Here is a 26,916-nt window from a genome sequence, read left to right as displayed (position 1 = left end):
TCTTATTGTTGTACACTAACCTTGTAATTAATTCCGTAGGTTTTGGTTAAATTGTCATCATTAAAAATGTCTTTTACAGGCCCGGTAGCGATCTTTTTTACATTAAGAAAAGTAACCCAATCAAAATATTCTGGTACAGTTTGTAAATCATGATGTACTACAATTACTGTTTTTCCAGCTTTTCTAAGTTCTTTTAAGATATTAATAATTGCTTTTTCTGTAGTAGCATCGACTCCTTGAAAAGGTTCATCCATAAAATAGATAGATGCATTTTGAACTAAAGCCCTTGCCAAAAAAATACGTTGTTGTTGTCCTCCCGAAAGCTGACTGATCTGTCTGCTTTTAAAAGAAAGCATGCCTACTTTTTCTAATGCTTCAAGAGCAGCTTTTTTTTGTTTTTGCCCTGGTCTTTTAATCCATCCCAAACTCCCATAAGTTCCCATCATTACTACATCTAGTGCAGTGGTCGGAAAATCCCAGTCTACACTTCCTTTTTGAGGGACATAGGCTACCAGTGAGCGTTGTTTCTTGTATGGTTTTCCATAAATTTGAGTACTTCCTGCAATGGGTTTAATGATATCTAAAATCGATTTTATCAAAGTAGATTTTCCTGCTCCGTTTGGCCCCACAATAGCCATAAGTACACCTTCGGGTATAGCGAGGTCAATATCCCATAGTACAGGTTTGTAATTGTAAGCTACAGTTAAATCATCTATTTGAACTGCGATTTTTTGTTCTTTCATGTAAACAATTTTTATTCAATAAAATCACTACAAATTATTTGCTTGCTATTACTTCAACGCATTAATAATAGTATTGACATTATATTCAAACATCCCAATATAGGTACCTTCTTTTGTGCCTGCATTACCTAGTGCATCAGAGAACAATGTTCCGCCTATGGTTACTTCATGATTCTTTGATTTTACTGCAGCTTGTAAAGCTTCAATAGTTCGTTTAGGTACAGAGCTTTCTACAAAAATAGCTTTTACTTTCTTCTCAATAATAAAGTTAGCTAATTTTTGAACATCCTGTACTCCAGCTTCCGTAGCAGTAGATAACCCCTGTAAACCAACCACATCAAAATCATAAGCTTTTCCAAAATAACTAAAAGCATCATGTGCGGTAACCAGAATTCGCTTTTCTTTTGGTAAGGTAGCAATAGTATTTTTTAATGTAGCCTCTAATTCATTAAGTTTAGCTAAATATGCATTTCCGTTAGCTTTAAAAGCTTCAGTATTTTTTGGGTCAATCTCGGTAAGTTTATTCGTAACAAAAGCCGTTATGATTTTCCAGTTTTCAACATTAAACCATATATGAGGGTCATAATTAGAAGCAAAATAATCAGAGCCGATTAGTGTGTTTTTGTCTAAACTTTCTCCTATAGCTATAGTATTAATGTCCTGATGCTTCATTTTTTCAAATACTTCTACCAGCTTTCCTTCCAGGTGTAAACCGTTATAAAAAATTACATCGGCATTCACTAATTTAGATACATCACCTTCACTGGCTTTGTATAAATGAGGATCGACACCACTTCCCATTAATCCCTGGACTTCGATTAAATCTCCTCCTATGTTTTTAACCATATCGGTGATCATAGAGGTGGTGGTGACCACTTGTAGTTTTTGATTTTTATCTTTTACTTCTTTTTTACAGGAGAAAAACGTAAAAATAAGAAGTAATAGTATTAATTTTTTATGAATCATTTTTAGAAAGTTTATTTAATATTTTGATAAGTTCTTTAGCACTTAAAAAAGATTGTTGTTGAAATATGATTTCGTATTTGTGATTTAGAATTGCCAGTGTTGGATAGCCAATTTGGTTATTAACTGTAGCAAGTTCTTTGGCTAATTGATGTACTCCGGTTTTATTTCCATTAGGTTGAAAACGAAAAGAGTTGTTTAAGAAATGTATGGTTTCACGACTTTCTCCATTTAGTGAAGCAAAATAGAAATTTTCGTTTAATTGCTGTATAATATCATTATTCTTAAAAGTTGTATTTTCCATATTCTTACAATACATGCACCAATCGGTATGAATAAATACGACTAAAGGTTTGGGGGCAATAGTCATTTTGTTTTCTATAGACTCAAAAGAATCAATTTGTAATTGTGCTGTTACGTTTTGATATAGAAGAGATAATATAAAGAATGATATGATATAAAAAGCTTTCATTTTGTGTTAAATTTACAAGGAATAACGAACGCCTAAAAAACCTCGTATTCCTTGATTAGAAGCATATATGTAAGTGGTATCAAAATCTGGTCCAAAAGGGTCGTCGGCTCCGGCTATTAAAAAAGGATTCCCCCGACTAGGTGTCCAGTCTAATAAATTTTTAACGCCTCCGTAAATTTCTATGTTATTTTTGGTTTTGTGTGAGAATTGTATGTTTTGGATACTCCACCATGGTGATTTATCTTTTCTGGGATCGTCTGGTCCCTGAGTTGCCAATCGCATAGGGCCATATATGTTCCCTGTATAGTCTAATGTTAGGTTAAGAGATTGTATTTTATAAGTAGCTCCCCAGGTTCCTGTGAAACTTTCTGTGAGTATCTGGCGTGTAGTTACTCCGTTCTCTGTATTCGAAACATTAAGCCCACTCATTCCTAATGTAAATTTTAATCCATTAGAAAAGTTAATATTGGTATTAAGGCTTACTCCGGTAGATACTGCATGACCATCTAAATTGCCATATCGTATTTCTTCAGCATTTGTTTCATAATCAGGAATGATAGCATTTGTAAAATAGGTATACCAGGCTGAAGCATCCAGACCTATAAAGGTCCCGTTGTCAAAAAATATTTTTTTGATGTAATTAAGGTTTACATTATAAGATTCTTCGGGATCAAGATCTTCTTCGATAATGACCTCTCGAGAACCTGTGAGAGCTGCATGATCTTCTGTAAAAAGATTAACTACTCTAAATCCTGTACCGGCATTGAATCTAAAAATATTTTTATCATTAATACTCCATTTATAAGCAAGTCTTGGAGTAAAAATGGTTCCGTGCCGATTATGGTAATCTAATCTTGTTCCTAATAATAGTTTATGTTTTGGGGCTAGTGTGATTTCGTCTTGTAAAAATATACCGGGAGTATTTGTTTCTTCAGGATCGTTTTGATCGTTTGAAGTTGTTGCTGGTGTGTTATCGTCATAATATTGATACCTGTAAGCAGCTCCGAATAGTAGATCGTGCGATTTTATTTTTTTATCCCAGGTTAACTGCGTAAAACCAATACGTTGTTTTGCCTGGTAGGATACGATCCCATAATACGAGTCTTGATCGTGATCTGTATAAGAAAAAGAGAGTGTTAAAGGTTCTTCTACTGGTAATTCATAACTACCCAGTATCTCATATCGTGCAGTATATATACTCTCACCATATATTTGATCACTTCCTCTAAAATCAGAATTCCATTCATTTTCTCCTCCCCATCTATCTTCATAATAAAACCTACCGGCAAGCGTAAAGTTTTTTCCGCTTTTCCGCTTAAAATTCCATTTATTAAATATAGATATGCGATCCTGTAATGTAAGATCGGTAAACCCATCATCATTGTTATCTATAGCTTGATCATAATAAAAATAATTGACGCCAAATAATGCAGTAGCACTACCTAATTTGGTTTTAAAACCAAAATCTATATTGGTTTCGCCCCAACTGGTAGCAAAAACATCAGTACTTACCTCGGGAGCATCATTAGGGTTTTTTGTAATAACATTGATAAGGCCTCCAACAGCTTCACTTCCATATAGAGATGAAGCAGGTCCTTTTACCACTTCGATTCTATCGATTAACGAATTAGGTATTCCTGATAATCCATAAACGGTTGATAATCCACTTACAATAGGCATTCCGTCTATCATTACCAATGTATAAGGCCCTTCTAAACCATTAATGTGTATGTCTCCAGTGTTACAAATACTACAGTTAAGTTGTGGTCTTACACCATTTACATTTTGTAAGGATTCGAACAAATTTGGTGTAGGATTTTTTTTGAAAAATGTAGGAGAGTATATTTCTACAGGAACGGGGCTTTCTGATCGACTTACGGCTTTCAATGTTCCTGTGATTACCACTTCATCTAGAGATGATCCTTGTGACATAACCAGATTTATTTTATTTTCTCCAGCTACTATAGATACTTTTTTCTTAATTGGTGTGTAACCCGTAAATGAAGCAACTACTTTGTAATTTCCAACAGGTACATTTTCAATACTAAATACTCCATTTTCATTACTAGAACTACCAAGAGAAGTTCCTTCTATATATATATTAGCAAAAGGAAGTATTCCATTGTCATCGTATATTACACCTTTTAATGTGCCGGTAGAATTGAGTTCTTGTGAATATAAAGAACTGTAAATAAGTGAATTAATAAAAGTGAATAAGATTGTTATACGTAATTGCATTAGGTTTAGTAATTTTGTTTTATTATTTCGACAAAACTAAAAAAGTTAGCCATGACTAACAAATTAAATTTGAATAATTTAACTAAAAGTGAAGAAGATTACTTAAAAGCTATATTTCAGTTACTTATAGAGGATGCTTCTGTAAAAGTGGGAAATAATCAATTGGCAGATTATCTTAAAGTTTCTCCGGCTTCTACAAACAATATGATTAAGAAGTTAAAATCCAAAGGTTATGTAGTAAGCGAAAAGTATGGTAAATTAGATTTAACAGAAGGAGGTAAGTCTGTTGCGGTGCGATTGATTCGTAAACATAGATTATGGGAAACTTTTTTGTGTAACTATCTAAATTTTACCTGGGATGAGGTTCATGATGTGGCAGAGCAATTAGAGCATATTAAGTCTCGTAAGTTGATTGACGAATTAGATCGATTTATGGATTTTCCTAAAAAAGACCCTCATGGTGAGATGATTCCTAATGCTAATGGAGAGTATTCGATTGTACCTAAAATAACACTTTCTTCCTTATCAGAAGGAGATGTTTGCCAACTTATTGCTGTAAATGATGGCTCTGTTCATTTTTTAAAATACGTATCAGAAATCGGCTTGGCATTAAGTAGTGAAATCAAAATTCTTGAAGTTCGGGAGTTTGATAAATCAATTCGAATTAAATTTGATAATACAATAGAAACAGTTACAAGAAAATTTGCGGATAATGTATTCGTTAATAAGGTTGTATAGTTTTTGTAAATGTTAAAATAGAGCTAGTCTATAAGAATGTTAAAGAATAGCTGTTATCTTTGAGTATCACACAATCAATTTATGGAGCTTAATTTAAAAAGACCGATATGTTTTTTTGATCTGGAAACTACCGGTATAAATATTTCTAAAGATCGTATTGTAGAAATTTCTATTCTAAAAATATTTCCCAATGGTACCCAGGAAAGCAAGACCTGGTTGGTTAATCCCGAAATGCCAATACCTCCAGAAACTACAGCAGTGCATGGTATCGATGATGCCAAGGTAGCTAATGAACCTGTTTTTAAGAAAATAGCGAGTAAAGTCAGTGAAATGATAAAAGGTTGCGATTTAGGAGGTTTTAATTCTAATCGGTTCGATATACCATTATTAGCAGAAGAATTGTTGAGAGCAGAGCTGGATTTTGATATGAAAAATACCGTTGCAATTGATGTTCAAACCATTTATCATAAAATGGAAAAAAGAACACTATCTGCTGCATATAAATTTTACTGTGATAAGGATTTAACAGATGCACATTCTGCAGAAGCCGATACACTTGCTACTTATGAAGTGTTAAAAGCACAATTAGATCGTTATCCAGAATTAGAAAATGACGCCAAGTTCTTGTCAGAATTTAGTTCCAGAAAGCAGTTTGCAGATTTTGCTGGTTTTATTACTTATGACGATAATAAAAAAGAAATTTTTTCTTTTGGGAAACACAAAGGGAAATTAGTAGAACAGGTAATGGAAGAAGAACCTGGATATTTTGGCTGGATACAGAATGCAGACTTTCCTTTGTATACCAAAAAAGTACTTACAGCAGTTAGACTTCGTAAGTTAAATAATAGCCTAAATCTATAATCTTTTCTTTTATCATTTTATATCATGAAACTTATTTGCATAGGTCGTAATTATACAGATCATATCGAGGAACTAGAAAATGAAAAACCCGAAGATCCTGTAGTTTTTATAAAACCAGATACTTCTATTTTGTTAAAAAAGCAACCTTTTTTTATTCCAGATTTCTCAGATGATATTCATCATGAAGTTGAGGTATTGGTAAAAATAAATAAGGTAGGTAAGTATATTGATAGAAAATTTGCTCACAAATATTATAACGAAGTAAGCCTTGGAATAGATTTCACGGCACGGGATTTGCAGTCTAAACTTAAAGCAAAAGGTCTTCCCTGGGAGAAAGCTAAAGCCTTTGATGGAGCGGCAGTAATAGGAAAGTGGGTGTCTAAAGAAGAATATGAAGATGTCGATGCTATTGATTTTCGTTTAGAGAAAAATGGAGAAACCGCACAACAAGGTAATACAAGGCTTATGCTATGGAAGATCAATGAATTAATAGAATATGTGTCAAAATATTTTACTTTAAAGATAGGAGATATTATATTTACAGGTACACCAGCTGGTGTTGGAGTTGTAAAACCAAATGATATTTTGACAGGATATATAAATAACCAACAATTTTTTTCAATAAAAGTAAAATAAATGAGCAAAGGATATAGTTTAAAACATGTAAATGAATTATCAGGAGGCGATAACGAATTTATAGCTGTCCTGGTACAGACTTTTCTAGAAGAAATACCGCCTGATCTTGATAGTATGGTTCAGGCTGTAAATTCTGATAATCCACAGATGGCATATCAATATGCTCATAAGATGAAACCTAATCTTCAATTATTTGATATAGATCTTTTGGCGCAAATAAAACAAATAGAAGCTTGGTCAAAAACGAAGAAAGAAAAAGAGCAGATCATACCTATTCTGGATCATATTGTATCTACAGTTAATGGGGCTCTCGAAGACCTGAAAGCAGATTTTAGCTAAATATGCTTGCAGAAATCATTACTATAGGAGATGAAATTCTGATTGGGCAAATCATTGACTCTAATTCTGCATTTATAGGAAAAGAGCTTAACAAAATTGGTATAGATGTACATCAGATCTCATCTGTAAAAGATGATAAACAACATATTCTCGATGCAATAGCAGAAGCTAGTAATAGAGTAGATGTTGTATTAATAACAGGAGGTCTGGGCCCTACAAAAGACGATATTACAAAACATACTATTTGCGAATATTTTGAAGATACATTAGTAGAAAACAAGGACGTGCTTAAGCATGTCGAAAAATTATTTGCTAAATATATCTCTACACCAATTTCTGATGTGAACAGGCAGCAAGCCCTTGTACCTAGTAAATCAACCGTCTTGATGAATCTCTATGGTACAGCTCCAGGGATGTGGCTAGAAAAAGAAGACAAAGTTTTTATATCTATGCCTGGAGTACCTTACGAAATGAAAGGATTAATGAAAGATGAGGTGCTACCTAGGTTGCAAAAGAGGTTTAATAGACCCTATATCATTCATAAAACAATACTTACCCATGGTATGGGCGAGAGTGCAGTAGCAGAAAAAATTGAAGACTGGGAGGATGATTTACCTTCATATATCAAATTAGCATATTTGCCTAATTTAGGAAGAGTAAGACTTCGTCTTTCGGCAAGAGGGAGCGATAAAAAGCTTCTCGAAGATACTATAGAAAAAAAGGTGTCAGCCTTACGCCTTATAATAGGAGATATTATTGTTGGGTATGAAGAAGGCGAAACTATAGAGAAGAGAATTGGCCAGCTATTGATTAAGGAAGGTAAAACACTCTCTGTAGCAGAAAGTTGTACCGGAGGCAAAATAGCACAGTCGTTTACGGCCAATGCGGGTGCTTCTGCTTATTTTAATGGTGGAGCTGTTACCTATGCTACACAATCCAAAATAGATATATTGGGCATAGATCCCGAGAGTATTAAAAAACATACTGTGACAAGTATTGAGGTTGCAGAAGCTATGGCTTTGGCAGTAAAAGAAAAGTTTAAATCAGATTATGCTATTGCTACTACAGGTAATGCTGGCCCAGAAAAAGGTGATGGAGATGTCGAAGTAGGGACCGTTTTTATTGCAATAGCCTCCCCAAATGGTGTTTTTTCAGAGAAATATGTCTTTGGTAATCTTAGAGAACGAACTATTGGTAAAGCAGTAAATAAATCTTTCGAACTTTTGCTTAATACATTACTTAAATCATAATTACCTAATTCGGATATTCTTTTCTAACCTATACTATCGATATTGTTTATCTATATGTTTTTGCAATTCATCGACAAAAAATCGCGATTGAACGATAAAACACGTTTTGAAACGACAAACAGAAGTAGTTTTACAGTAATCAAAACAATATTGATACCTATGAAAACTTTAATTCCTTCTTCTAAAACGATACTTTCTTTGTTAATGGGGATGTTTGTAACTATAACCATAGCAGGAAAAACACATAACAGGGTGTTTGGTTCAGAAATGGAAACTTTTAATGCAGTATACAAAGGAGAGTTTGATCTTATTCTACCAAAGAATAATCAGAATGAAAAGTTACCTGTCTATATTGTACTTCCGGGAGGGGTTGGAACTAAGAAATACCCAAATTTTAAAAAGGATTTTATTATTCCGGGAATTGAACATATGCAAGGGATTGTTTTTAGCCCAAAAATTTCATGGAAAAGACCAGATAAAAAAGCTTTAGAGCATATTATTATTGATTTTATAAACGCTGCACGAAATAGTTACCCAATAGACGACAAAAAAATTGTTCTAATAGGGTATAGTAATGGAGCCTTACAATCAATTAAACTCGTAAAAGATAATGATCATTTATTCTCTGCTCTCATTGTTGTAGCATCTAATTTTGAAGTTTCGGATAAAATAAATACTCCTATCTATGTTGTTCACGGGACAAAAGATAGATACTTTTCTATAAAGAAAGCGTATAAAAATGTTAATGCAGCAAAAGATTTGGGATGTAATATAACATTTGTAGTAGCCGAAGGTAAAAATGATTATGGTGCTGCACAATATGTAAATGAATTAAATGATTCTATGGCACAGATAGAAAATAATATATGGAGTCAAAGTGTTGAATATACAGATCAAAGTTTTTAAAAAATAAGTTCTGTTTAAATTAGGTTAGTTAGGTTTTATTGGTGTTTAGTATGTGTTTGTATTGCTATAATATAAAGCACAACAAAAAAGCGGGTCATTTTTAAATGACCCGCTTCGTTTACTACTTAATTACCCCATATTAAGTAGTTAGTTACAATTGTAATACTAACTATTGTAAAGATAGATGTATTGTCATATTTTTGAAATACGTAAAAACACCTGTTTTTTCATTTTTCTAAAGCAGTAAGAAAAAACTAAAAAAAAGAAGAAAAATTACGAAACTATTATTGGTGGTTCGGTAAATAATTCGTTAATTTGCACCCTGTTTTGAAATAATACCAAAATCAAGAAGAGATGTCAAGAGTTTGCGAGCTTACAGGTAAAAAAGCAATGGTAGGAAACAATGTTTCCCACGCGATGAATAAAACGAAACGTAAATTCAATGCGAATTTAATAAAAAAGCGTTTTTATATTCCAGAAGAAGATCGTTGGATAACACTTAAAGTGTCAACCACTGCATTAAAAAATATAAATAAGAACGGAATCTCTGCTGTTTTAAAAGAAGCAAGAGCAAAAGGTTTCTTAAATAAATAATCTCTTTATTTTAAAAGATACTTATAATGGCAAAGAAAGGTAATAGAGTACAGGTAATCTTAGAATGTACAGAGCATAAAGCTTCTGGTAAACCGGGTACATCAAGATATATTACAACCAAGAACAAAAAGAACACTCCTGATAGAATAGAATTAAAGAAATTTAACCCTATCTTGAAGAAAATGACGGTTCATAAAGAAATAAAATAATAAGAGATGGCAAAGAAATCAGTAGCATCATTACAGACAGGATCAAAGAGATTAACTAAAGCCATAAAAATGGTAAAATCTCCTAAAACAGGAGCCTATACTTTTGTAGAGTCAATTATGCCGCCAGAAGCGGTTAACGACTTTTTAAAGAAAAAGTAATTCTCTGTACACGATATTTTAAAAAGAAGCCGTTTCAATTGTATTGAAATGGCTCTTTCTTTTTATATTTAAGCAATATAACCAAAGGTTTTAGTTTTTAATTTCTAGCATATTGAATAGTACAAATGGGGCTTTTTAAAAATATATTTTCTTCAGAAAAAAAAGAAACACTAGATAAAGGATTAGAAAAATCCAAAACCAACTTTTTTTCTAAATTAAGTAAAGCGGTAGCTGGTAAATCTAAAGTAGATGATGATGTTTTAGATGATCTGGAAGAAATATTGGTTACAAGTGATGTAGGAGTCAAGACTACCATTAAGATTATCGAGCGTATAGAAAACCGGGTAGCACGGGATAAATATCTTGGAACCGATGAGTTAAATCAAATCCTACGTGAAGAAATCGCTGGTTTACTTTCTGAAACTAATGTGGGAGAAGCTACAGACTTTGAAATTCCAAAAGACAAAAAACCTTACGTGATGATGGTGGTTGGAGTAAATGGAGTAGGAAAAACCACTACTATCGGAAAATTGGCCTATCAATTAAAGAAAAAAGGCCTAAAAGTGGTATTGGGTGCAGCAGATACATTTAGGGCTGCAGCAATCGATCAGTTGCAAGTATGGGCAGATCGCGTAGATATTCCAATCATAAAACAAGATATGGGGAGTGATCCTGCTTCGGTGGCTTTTGATACCTTACAATCTGGAGTAAACCAAGACGCAGATGTTATCATCATAGATACAGCAGGTAGGTTACATAATAAAGTTAATTTGATGAATGAATTAACAAAAGTAAAGCGAGTGATGCAAAAAGTTATAGATGATGCTCCTCATGATGTATTATTGGTTTTAGATGGTTCTACAGGCCAGAATGCTTTTGAACAGGCAAAACAATTTACAGCAGCTACAGAAGTTACTTCGTTGGCTGTAACCAAACTCGATGGAACTGCAAAAGGAGGGGTTGTAATAGGTATAAGTGATCAATTTAAGATTCCGGTAAAATATATAGGCGTAGGAGAAGGAATAGAAGATCTTCAGGTATTTAATAAATATGAATTTGTAGATTCTTTCTTCAAATAATATTTGTTACAAAATAGTTAAAAAAGGTTAAAAAAGGCGGTGAGCAGTATTCTCATCGCCTTTTTTTATATTTTAAAGAATTATAGTATCTAAAAAATATACTCTGGTGTGTTATTTAAAATAATATCAGGTATGAATTGCTATGATCGCATAGTCTCAAATAAAATAACCTTTACACAACATATCGCAATGAGAAAGATAGTATTTGTCTTAATTTCGGTTTTTATGCTTATCTCTTGTAAGAAGCAAGAAAAAACAGAAATACAACAAGAAAAAGAACCAGGAGTAGTTTGGCAACCATATGATGAAGCTGCAGATTTGGCAGCTACAGAAATGTTAGAACAAACAAGGATGCATTTAAAACTAATAAATTCTAAGGCACTGGATAAAAATGATATCTGGGAAACTTTAGAACCTGAGTTAGATTTCTTTTCTGAAGAAAAATATGATGATTTAAAAAAGTATATTCTCGAAAAAGATATTCCTACCATTCAACAACAAATAAAAGATGGTAAGCTTACCTACGAAGACTTAACGCTTTTCTATATTTATCGTATCAGAAAGTACGAAAGTGATAATGCTTTATCTTTAAATTCGGTGATCTCACTCAATCCAAAAGTAGTTGAACAAGCTAGGGATTTGGATAAAATTGATAAAAAAAATATTGATGTCAATTCTGTTTTCGGAATGCCGATTTTGTTAAAAGATAATATAGGAACAAAAAATATGTTAACTACAGCAGGAGCTGTAGCGTTGCAAAATAACAAAGGTAAAAGTGCATTTATTACAGAAAGATTGTTAAATAAAAATGCATTAATTCTGGGTAAAGCTAATTTGAGTGAATGGGCATATTTTTTATGTTCGGGGTGCCCTGTTGGATATAGTGCTATAGGAGGGCAAACACTTAATCCTTATGGGAGAATGGTTTTTGAGACTGGTGGTTCGAGTTCTGGAAGCGGAGTTGCTGTGGCAGCTAATTTTTGTGTTGCTGCGATAGGAACAGAAACCAGTGGATCTATTTTGTCACCATCTAGTCAAAATTCTGTTGTAGGTTTAAAACCAACCATAGGAGTATTAAGTAGAACAGGAATAGTGCCTATTTCGAGTACATTAGATACTCCAGGACCTATGACTAAGAGCGTGATCGATAATGCTATTGTACTTAATGCTATTACTGGTAAAGATGACAATGATGTTGCCTCTAAGGCTGTTGATGTAAATTTTGTGAATTCAATAAAAGAGAGTTCTCTAAAAGAAAAACGTTTTGGAGTAATTAAAGAACTTTTAGAAGATTCTATCTATAAAATAGCCATAGAAAAAATAAAGAAAGCAGGAGGAGAGATTATTGAGATAGAGCCAAAACAAGTGCAGTTGCCAGGTTTTTTAAGTATTTTAAATATAGATATGAAAAATGACCTTCCTGCATATATAAGTACTCAGGCAGGGAGTGATGTTACTATTAAAAATATAAAAGATGCCATTGTATTTAATCAACAGGACTCAATAAACCGAATTCCTTATGGGCAACAATTATTTGAAGGTATTCTTGAAGATAGCACTACTACTGAAGAATTAGATAGTATAAAAGAAAACCTAAAAACAGTTGCGCGTAATTATTTTGATACCCATATTGATACTCATCAACTAGATGCAGTGCTGTCTATAAATAATTATCATGCAGGTTATGCTGCTGTAGCCAAATATCCAGCTCTTACAGTTCCTATGGGATATACGAGTAAAGGCGAACCAAAAGGACTTACATTTATCGCTAAACCTTTTTCTGAAGCTTCACTATTACAATTGGGCAGTGCATACGAACAAGTTACGAAAGAAAGAAAAGAACCTGCTAATTATGTAGATTGAATGATGTTAAATTGCTAAATAGAATTACCTGAAAAGTTGTTTTTTTGTATCTACAGTATAGATTTGACAACTTTTCAGGTAATGAAGCTATTACTTGTATCTTATTAACCAGGAAGAAGGGGAGGCAGAAATACGTTTCCAACCGGGAGGAATTACAGAGTTAGGCATAATAGTTAACAAATCTCCGGGTTTAGCACCTTTTGCACATACAATGTACCAGTTTAGCATAGGTGTACGACCAATAAATACCCAACCATAAGGTATTACCGAATTAGCAACAATTTCTACTTTTCCTCTAAATGGAGCCTTGTTTATACATTTGATTATCCAGTATCCATGAATAACTTTGGATAAGACCCAGCCTTTTGGGATGGTCGAGTTACGTACAACTTTTACAGAAGCATTAAATGCTGCATTTGTAATACATGTAATTATCCAGCGACTATTATTAGCACTTGATAATACCCAGTCTTTAGGTATTGTAGAGTTAGGAATGATTTCTAATTCTTTACCAATAGTAGCCTTTTTTGTACATGCTATTAGCCATGTGTTGCCCACATTGCGTTTTAATACCCAACCTACTGGTATAACAGAATTAGGAATAATTCTAAGTTCATGTCCATATCTTGAATTCCCTCCGGCACACTTTATTTTCCAACTACTACCTGCTGTATGTATTAATACCCAATCTTTAGGTATTGTAGAGTTAGGAATGATTTCTAATTTATCACTATAGGATGCACCACTTGCACAGGTAATTTTCCAAATACTACCCACTGTGCGTGTTAGTACCCAATCTTTAGGTATAGTAGAGTTGGGAATGATTTCTAATTGTGATTTGTATAATGCTTTATTTACACAAGTAATTTCCCATACATTAGAACGAGTTCCGGTTAACACCCAATCTGCAGGTATTACAGAATTAGGTACAATATTTAATTTTGTTTTATACCGACCTTTTATAACACATTTAATTTCCCAATATCTATCATTATCTGTAATTAATACCCATCCCGAGGGAATTACAGACTTGGGAACAATATCTATTTCTACTCCATAAGGAGCTCCTGTGGTACATTTAATTTTCCAGGTACTACCAGTAGAGCTTATTAAAACCCAACCTTTAGGGATGGTTTGATTATGATTAATATATCGTGTTTGACCATAACAATTAGGAGCTTTCTGGTCGAATGCATCTATTGGTTTTGTGTTTTCAATAGATTCAATGTTTTCATTTGTTTCTGGTTTTTCGCAGCTACCTATAAAGGTGACTAGTAGTACAACAGAAATTATTTTAAGAATTGTTTTTTTCATGATTTGTTTTGTGAATTTAATATTCGGTTAATAATTATAGTCGAAAATTAAATCATGAAAATCGTTTTACTCTCCCTGTTTTCAGGGAGATAAAAAAATTGATAGTAATAGATTTGTATTCAGTGGTTTATGGTATTGTTGGTTTGAGTTAGGAAGAAGAAAATAACAGGAATAGATCTTGTTTTTAGATCATTTATAACTAGTCTGTTAAACTCAATAAATGAATATATACAACTATTAACGATCACTGTCTTCTGATTTTAATTTTTTAAGATTTTTTTAGGTTCAAAAAGTAATAAACAGGTAAAGATAAAAATAGAGATTAGTGACAATGTCGAAAACCTTAACATAAACCAAGGATGTCCTGCTGTGTGATTTATAAAAGTTGTATACCAAAAAAAGGGAAATATTGCCGCTGCTAAAAACAAGTAGTTGGATGTTTTATATAGCAAAATTTGTTTAAACCTAATAATAATGGTACTAACTAGGCTTAATCCAATAAAAATCAAGCTTAGGTATACAAATTTTTTATTACCCGATCCTAAGAAATATAGATAATCAATCAGTCCAGTATACACATCGCCTATACTGTATGTTTCTCCATTTATTCTATAGGTAAAGGTTTCATAAAAAACTTTAAAAATAGAATCATTTACCAAGAAATATTTAACTAATAAAAAGACTACAAATGTGCCTGCAAAAGAAATCCCATAAGTAAATAATAGTCGAAAAACTTTAGAAAAGTTGTATGTCGAATCAATTCTATTTTTTATAGCTCCAAAAATTAGAATACTAATAATGCAAAATGGCAAAATGCCAATTAAATATTCTATATATGCACTTAATGATCCAAAAATGATACATAGAATGACATTTTTTTTATAGCTCAAACCCCAATGGATTGACCACATCAGAATAGCAAAGAAGCCAATACTGATCCAATCACCAAGACCATGACTTAAGTTTTGGCCAAAAAAATCAAAACCATGTAAAGTTAGTAACATAATTACAGCACCCATTCCAGCAATTGCTAGACCCGACCCCTTGAATTTTTTATCACTAACTAGAATTAATGCTATTCCAGAAAGGGCAGTTAATAGGATGGTAATAAATTTTAATAAAGCTCTATATAATTCTAAAGGAATTACAGAACAAAATATCGAGGTTACAGCTACAGTTCCATGATTATATTGCCAATACATATGTACTGTAGACATTAATTCTTCTTGATCTTGTTGTTCAAAAACATAATCATATAGCCATTGACATTTAGCTTCTCCAGATTTAGGTCCTAAAAAAGCATTTTCTTTCCAATCATCACTAAGATGTAATGCTTGCATTAGCACTAGACAATCCTGGTATTGATGGTTACCTCTCCATGCATCTAATCCATAAATGTTTCCTCCTACATCAGATTTTAATAGATGGGACTTTGCAAATGCCTGTTTTGTCCTTTTTACAAGTTGGTCTCTGGGAATAAATGCAGAAATAATGTTTAATAATATAAGGAATGTTACAGAAGCAAAAAACCATAGCATATAAGAGTGTATACCTGCGGATTTTGTTTTTAATGTTTTCATGGAATTAATTTAAGAATTATTATACTGCTGCATAAAATTAGCTTGTCTGCTAATTTTAATACCATCAAGTATTAGCCCTGTGAATATAGATAAAAAGCCTCCGAGGCCTAGTATAGAAGAAATGAATAAAGTTGGAAATCTTTCAACTTTTCCTGTATTCAAAAAATCGGAATATACCGGGAAAAACAAAATCAAACTACCAATAAATAAAAATATTCCTAGAAAAGAAAAAACTTTGAGTGGTGAATGATCCCGAAGAAAAAGTAATAAATAAAATAATATCCGGAAACCATCACTTAATTTATTCAATTTGCTTTCGGAGCCTTTTGCGCGAGCAAAATATTTTGTAGAAACCTCATAAAAAGGTAAACGATAAGTTACTAGATGTGCGTTAATTTCTGTCTCTATTTCGAACCCTTTTGAAAAACAAGGAAATGTTTTTGCAAATCGACGGGAGAATACTCTATAACCAGAAAATAAATCATTAATGTTCATTTTAAACAAGATCGAAAAAAATTTGCTAAAGAATTTATTACCAAATTTATGTCCCGATCTGTATTGACCTTCGTTATGACCTGCTCTGGCACCAATAACCATATCCAGATTTTTTTCTATAAGTATTTTTACCAAATTTGGGGCTGCATCTGCTTCATACGTATCATCCGCATCTGCCAATATATAAACATCTGCATCCACATGGGAGAGCAATGCTCTAAATGCATTTCCTTTTCCCTTTAAAGGTTGATCTATAACTATAGCTCCCGCATCTAATGCCAATTGTCTTGTATTATCGGTACTATTATTATCACAAACCCAAATATCGGCTTCAGGTAAAGCTTTTTTAAAATTTTGAATTGTAATTTCTATTGATACTTCTTCATTATACGCGGGTAATAAAACTGCTACTTTTTTTTCCAAAATTGTGTTTTTAACCAAGAAGTGATTTAAATTTTTTCGATTTTCTTCTTTTAAACACTCTTATAAAAAGAGGTTTTGTATATAAATACTTTGATTAAACACTTGTCTTTAGCTTATAAAGAATAGAGTATTTAAGATTCCTTTGTAGAAATGCCAGGAGTAGCACTCTTTTTTTACATAAAAAGGAATAGTTCAATTGCTATTATGTTATCGTTTAATGATGAAAATATAACGAATTGTGTTTAAATATCTTGTGTATGATAACACAAATATTGTCAACCTCTTTGTTTTTCGAAAAAGTTTAAATTACTTCAATTATTAAAACCGAAAATTAAATCTTGTAAATTATTTAGTACCCCCTGTTTTCAGGGAAATGAAAAATGTGATTAAGACTATGGGTATATGTAGTGTTTTATATTGAAATAGAATACCGAGTCAACTTGTAAGAAACAATAACCGAATATCCAATTTCTATAAGATATACAAGTAAAGGAGAGTTAAAAAATAATTTATATTTATTAGTAAGTCTTTTTCTACAGCTAAATTGTTGCAAATAGGGTGTGTTCATGAATAGGTTTCAAAAGAAAAGAAGATATCTTTTAGGTATGGATTTTTATATTTAAAGAAGAGGTTACCTTTTCAGATAACCTCTTCTTCCCAAATAAAAATATAATAATAAACCCCCGAAATAATAAAAAAAATGATCTTACGTATGAAAAATTAAATCTATTTTCAGAGGTTTATAAAAACTGGGATGTGTATATACACATCCCAGTTTTTGTGTGTACTTTCAATTAAATGACTGTTGCTTTTAAAGATATTAAGAATAATAGAACACAATAGATTATCATCAAGGCTCCATAAATGAGAGTTTTGCGCTTTAGAATTATTTTTAATCTAGACATTTGAGAATTGTTATTAAGTTTAATCAGTAAGTTATTGTATCTGAAAGTATTTCATTTTAAAGTTTGATAACAAAAATTAAATTAAAGTTCTTTTACATTTTCATGGTTGTATTTTCGATAAAGCCTATAATATAGAAACAACTAACTTTTAAAAATCCCTTTAATTATTTTATGTTTTTTTACTAATGTCTGTGACCATAATATGTTTACTATGATTTATAAAGAATATCTAAAAAAGACTTATGTTTATAACTAAAAGTATTTTAAAGATTTTTTGAAACGAGTTACAATTAAATAAGCGAAGTAGAAGAATGTTTTAAAAAAAAAAAACGTCTCTAAATATTTGATTTAGAGACGTGTAATGATTTAATTAATTTCTGATAATTACCCCTGTCAGATGATTTATTAAACCCTTTAATGTATTCCATTACGATTATGTTCCCAGCGATAATTATATCAAATTTTTATTCTTAATTGTAAATATTCGTTTTGACTATAAAAATGTAAACCAAAAAAATGCAGTATACAATTATTAAAGCTCCTCCTATTAATATTTTATTCTTTGCTACCATAACTTTATAATTTTATTTGTACTCAATACTTTTCTATATTTCCCTTTTAAGTATTATATTTTTTTAAAAAATAACTCGTCTTTGCTAATTCCATCATCTTTTCTATCATCTAGCATTATTCTATTTTCTTGTGTTTTTTTCACATTCCAATTGCTGTTGTTAAGTTTATCTAGAGGAGGTTGTGAACCAAATTCTAAATTAGCATCAAGGCCTCCATCTGCTCTAGTAATTAAAGACCAGCTACCAACGATGATCTCATTGGTCACAGTGTTTTCTATAGATACAGAGCCGTCTTCAGAAAAAGTAAAGACAAAATCTTTGTAATTTTGAGTTTCATTATTTTGATTATCCTTATATTTTTGAACTTCCCATTTTCCTTTTGTAATAGTTTGGGTAAATAGATCAGTAGTGGTATCATCATCATCACAACTGTCGATAGTATCTTCAATGGTTTGCTCTAAATTTTCTATGCTGGTTATTGTTGTTTCTGTATTATCAGAAAAAATGAGCGTAATAGGGAAGTTGATAGTTGCAATGTCTTCTTCTTTTAATTTTTTCAAAAACCTAAATAATTCCTTATCACTTTTAAAAGTGATAGTTTGCAGGAGTTCACTTTGAGAATCAAAAACAGAAATAGAGAAAGGATATTTAAAATCTACACATTCTATATTTTCATTGTTGGTTGTGCAATTACTATTTATGGTTTCTAATTCAATTTGGTTTTCTACACTAACCTGGGTATGATCATTAAAAATAACTGTAATGGGAAAAATAATTTCTAATTCATCTGTGTCATTATTAAACTCCGCAAAAATATCTTCAATGATTTGAAAATCTTCAACGGAGTTAATAATTTCTTCTGATCCATTAGCAATTACAGTAACTGGCAATTTTACTGTAAAACAAGTAGAATTATCAATTATATTATCAGTAGATCCATCATTCATAGAAACTTTTAGCATCAAATCTGCTGCTTTTGAAGTAGGTTTAATTGGTTGATTTTCAAAATCTTCTATAAATATATCAGACTCACTTCTACATGATGAGAACACGATTAATATAATCAGGGGCAAAAAAAGTAAAACAAAGTTTTGTTGTGTTTTCATGTTTTTATTTTAGAAAAGCCTTCTATTATAAAAACAACTAACGTTTAAAAATCCCTTAATTATTTTATATTTTTTACATTTATTAAAAATATTTATTGTTTTATGCCAGAAAAACTACGTGAAAATGTTTGCGATGACGCTGTGTTTTCTGTGATTTATAAAGAATATTCTAAAGATTTATTTAAATATCTCTATTATAAATTCGGAGAATCTTTAAGTCCGGATGATAAGATGCAGGATACTTTTATGAAACTTCTGGATAAATGTAAAGATGTTACTCCAGATAAAGCAAAAGGCTTTCTGTTTACAGTTGCCAATAATATGATGCTTAATGAAATCAAGCACCAAAAAGTGGTTTTGAGATATAAAGAGATCAAACCAAAAGAGTATACTAACGAATCTCCCGAGTTCATTCTCGAACAGGAACAATTCTTAAAACGATATCAAAAAGCATTAAGTCTTTTGACCGAAGATCAACGTGTTGCATTCTTGTTGAATAAAGTGGAAGGTAAAAAACAAGCAGAAATAGCCGAAATGCTTGGTACAACGCGAAAAGCTATTGAAAATCGAATTCATGTAGCGTACAATAAATTGAAGAATACATTAGACGGATTTAAATAATTTTGGAATAATATAAAGGGAAAACAGGTTTTAGATTGTTGTATATATAAAAGGAATACCTAGAAATGGATAAAGAATATCTAATAAAAAAGTGGTTATCAGACGAATTGTTAGAGGAAGAAAGAAGAGCTTTTGAGAATTTGGAGGATTATGATTCGCATATCAAAATTCTTGAAGGTGCTAAAAAGTTTAAAGCTTCTGAAGTTTCAGAGGTTAGCGATTTAGATTCTTTTTACTCCAAATACCGCAATAAAAAACAACTTAAAGTTAAAAAGATAGATAGATATAATCCATTGTTTAAAATTGCTGCGACTATAGTTGTTATATTAGGAATTACATCTCTTTTCTTTTTGTCTGGAGATACACATGTAGATACTTTTATAGGAGAAAAGACAACTATTAAGCTTCCGGATGCTTCAGAGGTAATTCTTAATTCAAAATCTTCAATACGTTATAATGAGAAGAAGTGGAACAAAATACGTAGCGTTAGCCTCGACGGAGAAGCTTTTTTTAAAGTCTCTAAGGGTGGTAGATTTGATGTGGTGACATCTTCTGGGGTTATTACTGTACTGGGGACTCAATTTAATGTAAAAAGCCGTGAAGGTTATTTTGAAGTAACTTGCCTTGAAGGCTTAGTAAGTTTAACACATAATAAGAATTTCACCAAGAATATCCCTGCCGGTAGTTCTATTAGAGTTGTTAATGATGATATTATTTTTGAGAAGAATTCGAACTCTTTCCCATCATGGGTAAGTAATACAAGTAGTTTTAAAAGTGTCCCTTTTGTAGAAGTAATTAAAGAGTTTGAAAGGCATTATAATGTGACCTTTTCAATTGATAATATTGATACTCAACGTATTTTTACAGGTGGTTTCGTTCATAATAATTTACAAGATGGTTTAAAATCTATAACTTTACCTTTAGATTTAAACTATTCAATTGATACGTCTAATCATATTACATTCCAAAAAAGTAAAGAGTAATGTAAAGAATACCAGTTACATTGGGGTATTGTTTTTTGCCTTTTGTGTAAACATTTATGGTCAGAACGAAATCAAGAAACAACCTCTTGCCGCCATTATTTATGATTTAGAATATCGCTATCCATTTCAGTTTACGTATGCAAACGATGTTATTGAAAATATAGTTGTTATATCCCCGCATAGTGATCTAACGTTTGAAGAAGCTCTTAGCTACCTCGAAAAAGAAACCCATCTTATTTTTACCATTCTGGCGAATAATTTTGTTTCAATTAATAAACGTAATAAATCATTGGTAATCTGTGGAGAAATTAAAACCAGCATAGGCACCCCTATACAAAGTGCTACAATTCAAAGTGAAAATGTATCGGCAATTAGTAATGAACAAGGATATTTTGAACTTGAGGTTAAAGAAGATCAAAAAAATATTACGATCGATCATTTGGGGTATCAAACCTTAACTCTTTCTATAACGTCTTTTCACAGCGATAGTTGCTTAACTATTTATCCAGAACTGAAAACTGTTGATTTACAAGAAATCATTCTTAAAAATTATATAACAAAAGGAATAAGTAAAACTAATGTAGGAGGGTTTAAGATAGATTATTCAAATTTCGGAATTCTTCCAGGACTTATTGAAACTGATGTATTACAAACAATACAGGCTTTACCAGGAGTTCAAAGTGCAGATGAAACGGTTTCAAATATAAATATAAGAGGAGGGACCCATGATCAAAACCTGATTATGTGGGATGGCATAAAAATGTACCAATCGGGTCATTTTTTTGGATTGATATCCGTTTTTAACCCAAATATAACGTCAAAAGCTACCCTAATAAAAAATGGAACGCATTCAGAACATACAGATGGAATTTCAGGAACAATTATAATGAATTCAGACTCTAAAGTTAATAATGATTTCTCAGCTAGTATAGGTGTAAATATGATTAATGTTGACGCTTTTACTGATATTCCGATTGGTAAAAAATCTTCTTTACAACTTTCTACTAGAAAATCGATTAATGAATTCTTGAAAACACCTACATATTCTAGTTATTTTGATAGGATATCGCAGGATAGTGAATTAGACAACAATAATGAAGAAGAAGTGTCAAACTCTAATATAGAGTTTGACTTTTATGATGCTAATATAAGATGGAATTATGAATTTTCAGACAGAGATAAAGTGAGAGCCAATTTTTTGTTGATTAATAACCGCTTAGTCTTTACTGAAAATACAGCTATAAATTTGGAGCCAGTTTCTCGCCAAAGCAACATTACGCAAAATAGTATTGCTGGAGGTATCTGGTATGAAAGAAATTGGAATGAAAATTTTATTTCTTCTTTACAGTTGTACGAAACAGATTATAAATTAAGATCTACAAATGCAAATCTTCAACAAGGACAGCGGTTCTTGCAAGAGAATAAAGTTTCTGAAACAGGAGTTAAACTTAATACATCTTATAAGTTCAATAAAAATATGTCTCTTCAAAATGGATATCAATTTATCGAAACTGGAATCACGAATTTAAATGATGTTGATGTTCCCATTTTTATTGAGCAACAAGTTAGAGTAATCCGAACACATGGTTTATTTTCTCAAGCTAATTATAAAACAAAAGATAAAAGGTTATTTCTTAGTCTAGGTGTTCGGTATACTTATAATGAAAAGTTTAATACCCATTTTATTGAACCTAGAGTGAGGTATAATCAACGTATAGGTAAATATATTAATCTAGAAGTGTTGGGCGAATTTAAACATCAAAATACCTCTCAGGTGATTAATTTTCAGAATGATTTTTTGGGTATTGAGAAACGAAGATGGATCTTGGCAAATGATGTTGATGTACCTGTAATCAAAAGTAAGCAGATTTCATTAGGATTACAATATAACCGGAAAGGTTGGTTGGTAACAGCAGAAGGGTATCATAAAATGATAGATGGTATCACCTCAAGAAGCCAGGGATTTCAAAACCAGTATGAATTTGTAAGATCTATTGGTGATTTTACTGTTAGTGGATTAGAGTTCTTGGTTAATAAACGGTTTGTAAATATCAGTACGTGGCTAAGCTATTCATATACCAATAACGAATATGCCTTTGAAACCTTTAAAGAAAGAGAATTCCCTAACAATATAGATATTACACATTCTATTACTTGGGGAGGAGCCTATTCATTTAAAGCATTTAAAATTTCGGCAGGACTTAATTGGAATTCAGGACTGCCAACAACTAGACCAGTACTATCAGAACCTGTTGTTGAAGAAGAAATTAATTATGACAGAGCTAATAGTGATAGATTACAGGAGTATTTTAGATTAGACTTTTCGGCAGTTTATGATTTTAACTTAACTAAAAGAATCAAAGCACATACTGGTGTATCCATTTGGAATGTTACTAATAATAAAAATACCATTACGAATTATTATTCATTAAATGAAGAAAAGATCCCTCAAGAAACTCGAAAAACTACATTAGGAGTTACTCCTAATGTAGTTTTTCGAGTTTCTTTTTAAAAACCGAATTAATTTATAAGTAGATTAATTTTTTCCCATAATTCATTATCAAATCCAGAAGGCCCTAATAATGAACCCCCCGTATCATCACCCATTCTTACGATAACCAGATTTTGACTAGGAACGATATATAGTTTTTGATCGTTTTTACCCAGACCTGCTATAAGATCTTCTGGAGCATCGGGGATTAGTGACCCAATGAATTCATTTTCAAATCCAGGAATCCTATAACTTGATTTTCCATTTAACCACCATAAATAACCATAGGATTGATTTAACGTCTGAGAAGTAGAGGTCATTTGTGTAAAATAATTTTGATCAGTAAGAATTTCTGTAGTATCCCAGGTTCCTTTATTTAGGTTTAGCAAACCAAAACGAGACATACTTCTAGCTGTACTATAGTAAATGTTTACATAACCAAGAGTAATCCATGTACCGTTCATTCCTATTTTATTTTTGATTTTTGAATCAAAATAAGTGCTATACTCCTGATTAGTAGCTCCCGAAATGATATCTTTTAGTATCGTATATGAAGCATTATGATAATACCAAAAATTACCAGGATCATTAAGGTAGGTAAAGCAGGCAGAATCTGTACAGTTCTGATTTAAAACATTATAATCTAAACCTGTTGTCATGGTTAAATGATTTCTAACCGTTATTGCATTTTCTTGTTCGGTAGTAATATTAGCCCATTCGGTCCCCAGGAACGTTGCCGAAATGTCATTAATATTTAGTAAATTCTCTTGTTGGGCTATTCCGACTGTAAATGCAGTTAAAGTTTTTCCTGCCGAGTACCAGGGGTTATTGTCAGAAACTGATCCTCCGTTAAAGTATTTTTCAATAACAATTTTTCCATTTTTAAGAATGATAAACGCTTTAGTGTTTTTGGTTTCAAGGAAATCATATAGTGGCTGCTCATTATTGATATTCCATCCTAATTCTTGAGTAGATATAGTTTCCCAGGTATCTGAATCAATAGGCGGAAAATATAAGGTGTTAGAATCGATATTAATCGTTTCATTATCTATTGTTTCTATAGACTCATTATCAGAACAAGATAGAGTAAAGCACAATATCAAAACCAGAAATGGTATAGATTTCGTTTTCATAGGTTGGGTTTTGTAGACTTGGACTCTACAATATACAAAAGGTTTAATTGATGTTTTGTGGTATAATCTGGATTATACTGATATAGTTATTGAATTTATGCCGTATACTTTGGTTAATCCTTGTATCTTTGCACACCTTTATCCGGAAGATATGAGAACAAAGACATTAAAGAAGAACAAAATCAATGTAGTTACACTAGGATGTAGTAAAAATGTATATGATAGTGAGGTGTTAATGGGGCAACTGCGAGCCAATAATAAAGAAGTTGTTCATGAAGAGGAAGGAAATATTGTTGTCATTAATACGTGTGGTTTTATTGCTAATGCCAAAGAAGAATCTGTAAATACTATTTTAGAGTATGTACAGAAAAAAGAAGAAGGAGTAGTAGATAAGGTTTTTGTTACAGGTTGTTTATCCGAACGATATAAGCCGGATTTGGAGGAAGAAATTCCTGATGTAGATCAATATTTTGGTACTACAGAGCTTCCTGGATTATTAAAAGCTTTGGGAGCCGATTATAAACATGAATTGATTGGAGAACGATTAACTACAACTCCAAAAAATTATGCATATCTCAAAATTGCCGAAGGATGTGACCGCCCTTGCTCTTTCTGTGCAATACCTTTGATGAGAGGTACTCATAAATCTACACCTATTGAAGAATTAGTGATAGAAGCAGAAAAGTTAGCTGCAGATGGAGTAAAAGAATTGGTTCTGATTGCACAGGATTTAACCTATTATGGATTAGATCTTTATAAAGAAAGAAAATTAGCAGATTTACTAAGAGCATTAGTAAAGGTTGACGGAATAGAATGGATACGTTTGCATTATGCGTTTCCGACGGGGTTTCCTATGGAAGTGCTTAATGTAATGAAAGAAGAACCAAAAGTATGTAATTATATCGATATACCATTACAGCATATTTCTGACCCGATACTAAAATCGATGCGACGAGGAACTACCAAAGCAAAAACAACAAAACTTCTCGAAGAGTTTAGAGAAGCTGTTCCCGAAATGGCTATTCGTACCACACTTATTGTTGGATATCCAGGAGAAACGCAGGAAGATTTTGAAACCTTAAGAGCTTGGGTAAAAGAAATGCGTTTTGAACGTTTGGGATGCTTCACATATTCTCATGAAGAAAATACTCATGCTTTTAACCTGGAAGATGATGTGCCCGAAGAAATAAAAATAGAAAGAGCTAACGAGATTATGGAGATCCAATCACAAATCTCATGGGAGCTAAACCAACAAAAAATTGGGCAAGAATTTAGAATAATTGTGGATCGTAAAGAGGGAAATTATTTTGTTGGTCGTACCGAGTTTGACTCCCCAGATGTGGATAATGAAGTCCTAATAAATGCATCTAAGTATTACCTTAAAACAGGTGATTTTGCAACAGTAAAAATAAATGAAGCAGAGGATTTTGATTTATATGGCGAGGTAATTTAATTCTTTTTTACAGGTTTATAATCGCCATCAAATACAACCACCCAGTTTTGTCCTTTATCAGTGCTTTGATACCAGGTTTGTTGTACCGTAGTATCGTTGTTTTTTTGCCACTTAATTTTATTTAATACGACTCCCTTTTTTGTAATTACCTCATTTTGTAATATCATTTTTCCTTTTTCAAGGTTGCCAGTAATGTGTAAAGTAAGGCCACTATTATCTACCCAAAATTGCTCCCATTTATCGGTTCTGGGATTATACTTATTCAGGCTTGTACCATGATATTTTGATGTTGTAGAATGATAGGTCTCTTTAATTACCTTATTGTCTATAATAGACTCTATTTTACTTTTTCCTACAATAGAATCTGTATTGTGTTTATATACGTTCCATTCTCCAATCCAAAAATTAAATTCTTTGTATTTATGATCTATTGATTCTTGAGCAACGGTTTGGAAGCACCCAAATCCAATAAAAAGAAGAAAAAGAACTCTATTTAGCATTTTCATTTTTTTGGTATTATTTTTTAAAGATACTGTTTTGATTTTTTTTATAAAAAGAGTCATCTTAAAAGTATGTGGTTGGTTTTTTAGTTTCCTTAATTTTTTCTTTTTGTTTAATAAAAGTATAGTTTTATAATTTATGTTAAATATTTAACATAAATAAAATTTAATAATTTTTAAAAACTTGAATTTTACAATTCGTAGGAAAAAACTTTCACTTATTTTCTTCTTTTTGGTTCAATTTTCTATAGTATCGTTATTAGCCTTTTGTCTTAACACTTTATTCGTTT

Annotated in this window: 25 protein-coding genes; 15 read left to right on the top strand and 10 right to left on the bottom strand. The window is 31.7% G+C overall.

Features of this window, described 5'->3' with window-relative positions; all coding sequences use genetic code 11:
- Nucleotides 1-2 precede the first annotated feature (2 nt).
- Genes NNH57_RS08695 through NNH57_RS08680 form a run of 4 tightly spaced genes read right to left on the bottom strand, consistent with a single transcriptional unit; the run spans nucleotide 3 to nucleotide 4,416 of the window.
- Nucleotides 3-743: a metal ABC transporter ATP-binding protein gene (locus NNH57_RS08695; protein ID WP_024771305.1), complete on the bottom strand. Its 741-nt coding sequence runs from the start codon at nucleotides 741-743 to the stop codon at nucleotides 3-5.
- Between the two features lie 48 nt (nucleotides 744-791).
- A complete protein-coding gene (locus NNH57_RS08690; protein ID WP_108807822.1) occupies nucleotides 792-1,709 on the bottom strand; it encodes a metal ABC transporter solute-binding protein, Zn/Mn family in 918 nt (305 codons plus the stop codon).
- Entirely contained in the window at nucleotides 1,699-2,178 is a 480-nt protein-coding gene (locus NNH57_RS08685) for a thioredoxin family protein (protein WP_074408713.1), read from the bottom strand. The genes NNH57_RS08690 and NNH57_RS08685 overlap by 11 nt, the downstream gene beginning before the upstream one ends.
- A gap of 12 nt (nucleotides 2,179-2,190) precedes the next feature.
- Nucleotides 2,191-4,416 (bottom strand): TonB-dependent receptor, encoded by a 2,226-nt coding sequence (locus tag NNH57_RS08680; protein WP_074408712.1) that lies wholly within the window; start codon nucleotides 4,414-4,416, stop codon nucleotides 2,191-2,193.
- A gap of 51 nt (nucleotides 4,417-4,467) precedes the next feature.
- Here NNH57_RS08680 and NNH57_RS08675 point away from each other — a divergent pair, with 51 nt between their 5' ends.
- From NNH57_RS08675 to NNH57_RS08625, 11 genes are all read left to right on the top strand, one after another.
- Entirely contained in the window at nucleotides 4,468-5,154 is a 687-nt protein-coding gene (locus NNH57_RS08675) for a metal-dependent transcriptional regulator (protein ID WP_074408711.1), read from the top strand.
- An 81-nt stretch (nucleotides 5,155-5,235) separates the two neighbouring features.
- Complete coding sequence (locus tag NNH57_RS08670; RefSeq protein WP_074408710.1) at nucleotides 5,236-6,015, top strand: 3'-5' exonuclease; 780 nt, start codon at nucleotides 5,236-5,238, stop codon at nucleotides 6,013-6,015.
- 24 nt (nucleotides 6,016-6,039) lie between these two features.
- Nucleotides 6,040-6,651, top strand: a complete 612-nt coding sequence (locus NNH57_RS08665; protein ID WP_074408709.1) for a fumarylacetoacetate hydrolase family protein — start codon at nucleotides 6,040-6,042, stop codon at nucleotides 6,649-6,651.
- Entirely contained in the window at nucleotides 6,652-6,990 is a 339-nt protein-coding gene (locus NNH57_RS08660) for an Hpt domain-containing protein (RefSeq protein ID WP_074408708.1), read from the top strand.
- 2 nt (nucleotides 6,991-6,992) lie between these two features.
- Nucleotides 6,993-8,240, top strand: coding sequence for a CinA family nicotinamide mononucleotide deamidase-related protein (locus NNH57_RS08655; protein WP_074408707.1), 1,248 nt, complete (start codon nucleotides 6,993-6,995; stop codon nucleotides 8,238-8,240).
- Nucleotides 8,241-8,399: 159 nt separating this feature from the next.
- Nucleotides 8,400-9,146 (top strand): dienelactone hydrolase family protein, encoded by a 747-nt coding sequence (locus tag NNH57_RS08650; RefSeq protein WP_159099209.1) that lies wholly within the window; start codon nucleotides 8,400-8,402, stop codon nucleotides 9,144-9,146.
- A gap of 354 nt (nucleotides 9,147-9,500) precedes the next feature.
- A complete protein-coding gene (rpmB, locus tag NNH57_RS08645; protein WP_074408705.1) occupies nucleotides 9,501-9,740 on the top strand; it encodes a 50S ribosomal protein L28 in 240 nt (79 codons plus the stop codon).
- A 26-nt stretch (nucleotides 9,741-9,766) separates the two neighbouring features.
- Nucleotides 9,767-9,949: a 50S ribosomal protein L33 gene (gene rpmG, locus NNH57_RS08640; RefSeq protein WP_024771295.1), complete on the top strand. Its 183-nt coding sequence runs from the start codon at nucleotides 9,767-9,769 to the stop codon at nucleotides 9,947-9,949.
- A gap of 6 nt (nucleotides 9,950-9,955) precedes the next feature.
- Nucleotides 9,956-10,108: a DUF4295 domain-containing protein gene (locus NNH57_RS08635; protein ID WP_074408704.1), complete on the top strand. Its 153-nt coding sequence runs from the start codon at nucleotides 9,956-9,958 to the stop codon at nucleotides 10,106-10,108.
- 125 nt (nucleotides 10,109-10,233) lie between these two features.
- The gene (gene ftsY / locus NNH57_RS08630) at nucleotides 10,234-11,187 is read left to right on the top strand and encodes a signal recognition particle-docking protein FtsY (RefSeq protein ID WP_025667521.1); all 954 of its coding nucleotides are present in this window, start codon (nucleotides 10,234-10,236) and stop codon (nucleotides 11,185-11,187) included.
- A gap of 189 nt (nucleotides 11,188-11,376) precedes the next feature.
- Nucleotides 11,377-13,050 carry an amidase family protein gene (locus tag NNH57_RS08625; protein WP_108807824.1) on the top strand — a complete coding sequence of 558 codons (1,674 nt, stop codon included), beginning with the start codon at nucleotides 11,377-11,379 and terminating at the stop codon, nucleotides 13,048-13,050.
- 90 nt (nucleotides 13,051-13,140) lie between these two features.
- Here the strand turns inward: NNH57_RS08625 and NNH57_RS08620 are convergent, their stop codons facing one another.
- The 4 genes from NNH57_RS08620 to NNH57_RS08605 form a co-directional block, all read right to left on the bottom strand.
- Nucleotides 13,141-14,364, bottom strand: coding sequence for a hypothetical protein (locus tag NNH57_RS08620; protein WP_074408702.1), 1,224 nt, complete (start codon nucleotides 14,362-14,364; stop codon nucleotides 13,141-13,143).
- Between the two features lie 260 nt (nucleotides 14,365-14,624).
- A complete protein-coding gene (locus NNH57_RS08615; protein ID WP_074408701.1) occupies nucleotides 14,625-15,944 on the bottom strand; it encodes a hypothetical protein in 1,320 nt (439 codons plus the stop codon).
- Nucleotides 15,945-15,953: 9 nt separating this feature from the next.
- Nucleotides 15,954-16,862 (bottom strand): glycosyltransferase family 2 protein, encoded by a 909-nt coding sequence (locus NNH57_RS08610; RefSeq protein ID WP_159099210.1) that lies wholly within the window; start codon nucleotides 16,860-16,862, stop codon nucleotides 15,954-15,956.
- A gap of 1,530 nt (nucleotides 16,863-18,392) precedes the next feature.
- Entirely contained in the window at nucleotides 18,393-19,445 is a 1,053-nt protein-coding gene (locus NNH57_RS08605) for a hypothetical protein (protein WP_074408700.1), read from the bottom strand.
- Between the two features lie 102 nt (nucleotides 19,446-19,547).
- On the opposite strand from NNH57_RS08605, the gene NNH57_RS08600 reads away from it, so the two are divergent.
- From NNH57_RS08600 to NNH57_RS08590, 3 genes are all read left to right on the top strand, one after another.
- Nucleotides 19,548-20,066, top strand: a complete 519-nt coding sequence (locus NNH57_RS08600) for an RNA polymerase sigma factor (RefSeq protein ID WP_074408699.1) — start codon at nucleotides 19,548-19,550, stop codon at nucleotides 20,064-20,066.
- 65 nt (nucleotides 20,067-20,131) lie between these two features.
- Nucleotides 20,132-21,049 (top strand): FecR family protein, encoded by a 918-nt coding sequence (locus NNH57_RS08595; RefSeq protein ID WP_074408698.1) that lies wholly within the window; start codon nucleotides 20,132-20,134, stop codon nucleotides 21,047-21,049.
- Complete coding sequence (locus tag NNH57_RS08590) at nucleotides 21,006-23,561, top strand: TonB-dependent receptor plug domain-containing protein (protein ID WP_159099211.1); 2,556 nt, start codon at nucleotides 21,006-21,008, stop codon at nucleotides 23,559-23,561. The genes NNH57_RS08595 and NNH57_RS08590 overlap by 44 nt, the downstream gene beginning before the upstream one ends.
- 8 nt (nucleotides 23,562-23,569) lie before the next feature.
- On the opposite strand, the gene NNH57_RS08585 is transcribed toward NNH57_RS08590, so the two are convergent.
- Nucleotides 23,570-24,673 carry a serine hydrolase domain-containing protein gene (locus tag NNH57_RS08585; protein WP_108807826.1) on the bottom strand — a complete coding sequence of 368 codons (1,104 nt, stop codon included), beginning with the start codon at nucleotides 24,671-24,673 and terminating at the stop codon, nucleotides 23,570-23,572.
- A 151-nt stretch (nucleotides 24,674-24,824) separates the two neighbouring features.
- Between NNH57_RS08585 and rimO the strand changes: the two genes are divergently transcribed.
- A complete protein-coding gene (gene rimO, locus NNH57_RS08580; protein WP_108807861.1) occupies nucleotides 24,825-26,126 on the top strand; it encodes a 30S ribosomal protein S12 methylthiotransferase RimO in 1,302 nt (433 codons plus the stop codon).
- On the opposite strand, the gene NNH57_RS08575 is transcribed toward rimO, so the two are convergent.
- Nucleotides 26,123-26,626, bottom strand: coding sequence for a hypothetical protein (locus tag NNH57_RS08575; protein ID WP_132066095.1), 504 nt, complete (start codon nucleotides 26,624-26,626; stop codon nucleotides 26,123-26,125). The genes rimO and NNH57_RS08575 overlap by 4 nt on opposite strands.
- Nucleotides 26,627-26,916 lie beyond the last annotated feature (290 nt).

This window comes from Aquimarina spinulae (assembly GCF_943373825.1).
GTDB lineage: Bacteria > Bacteroidota > Bacteroidia > Flavobacteriales > Flavobacteriaceae > Aquimarina > Aquimarina spinulae.
This window is presented reverse-complemented; position numbering and strand designations above follow the sequence as displayed.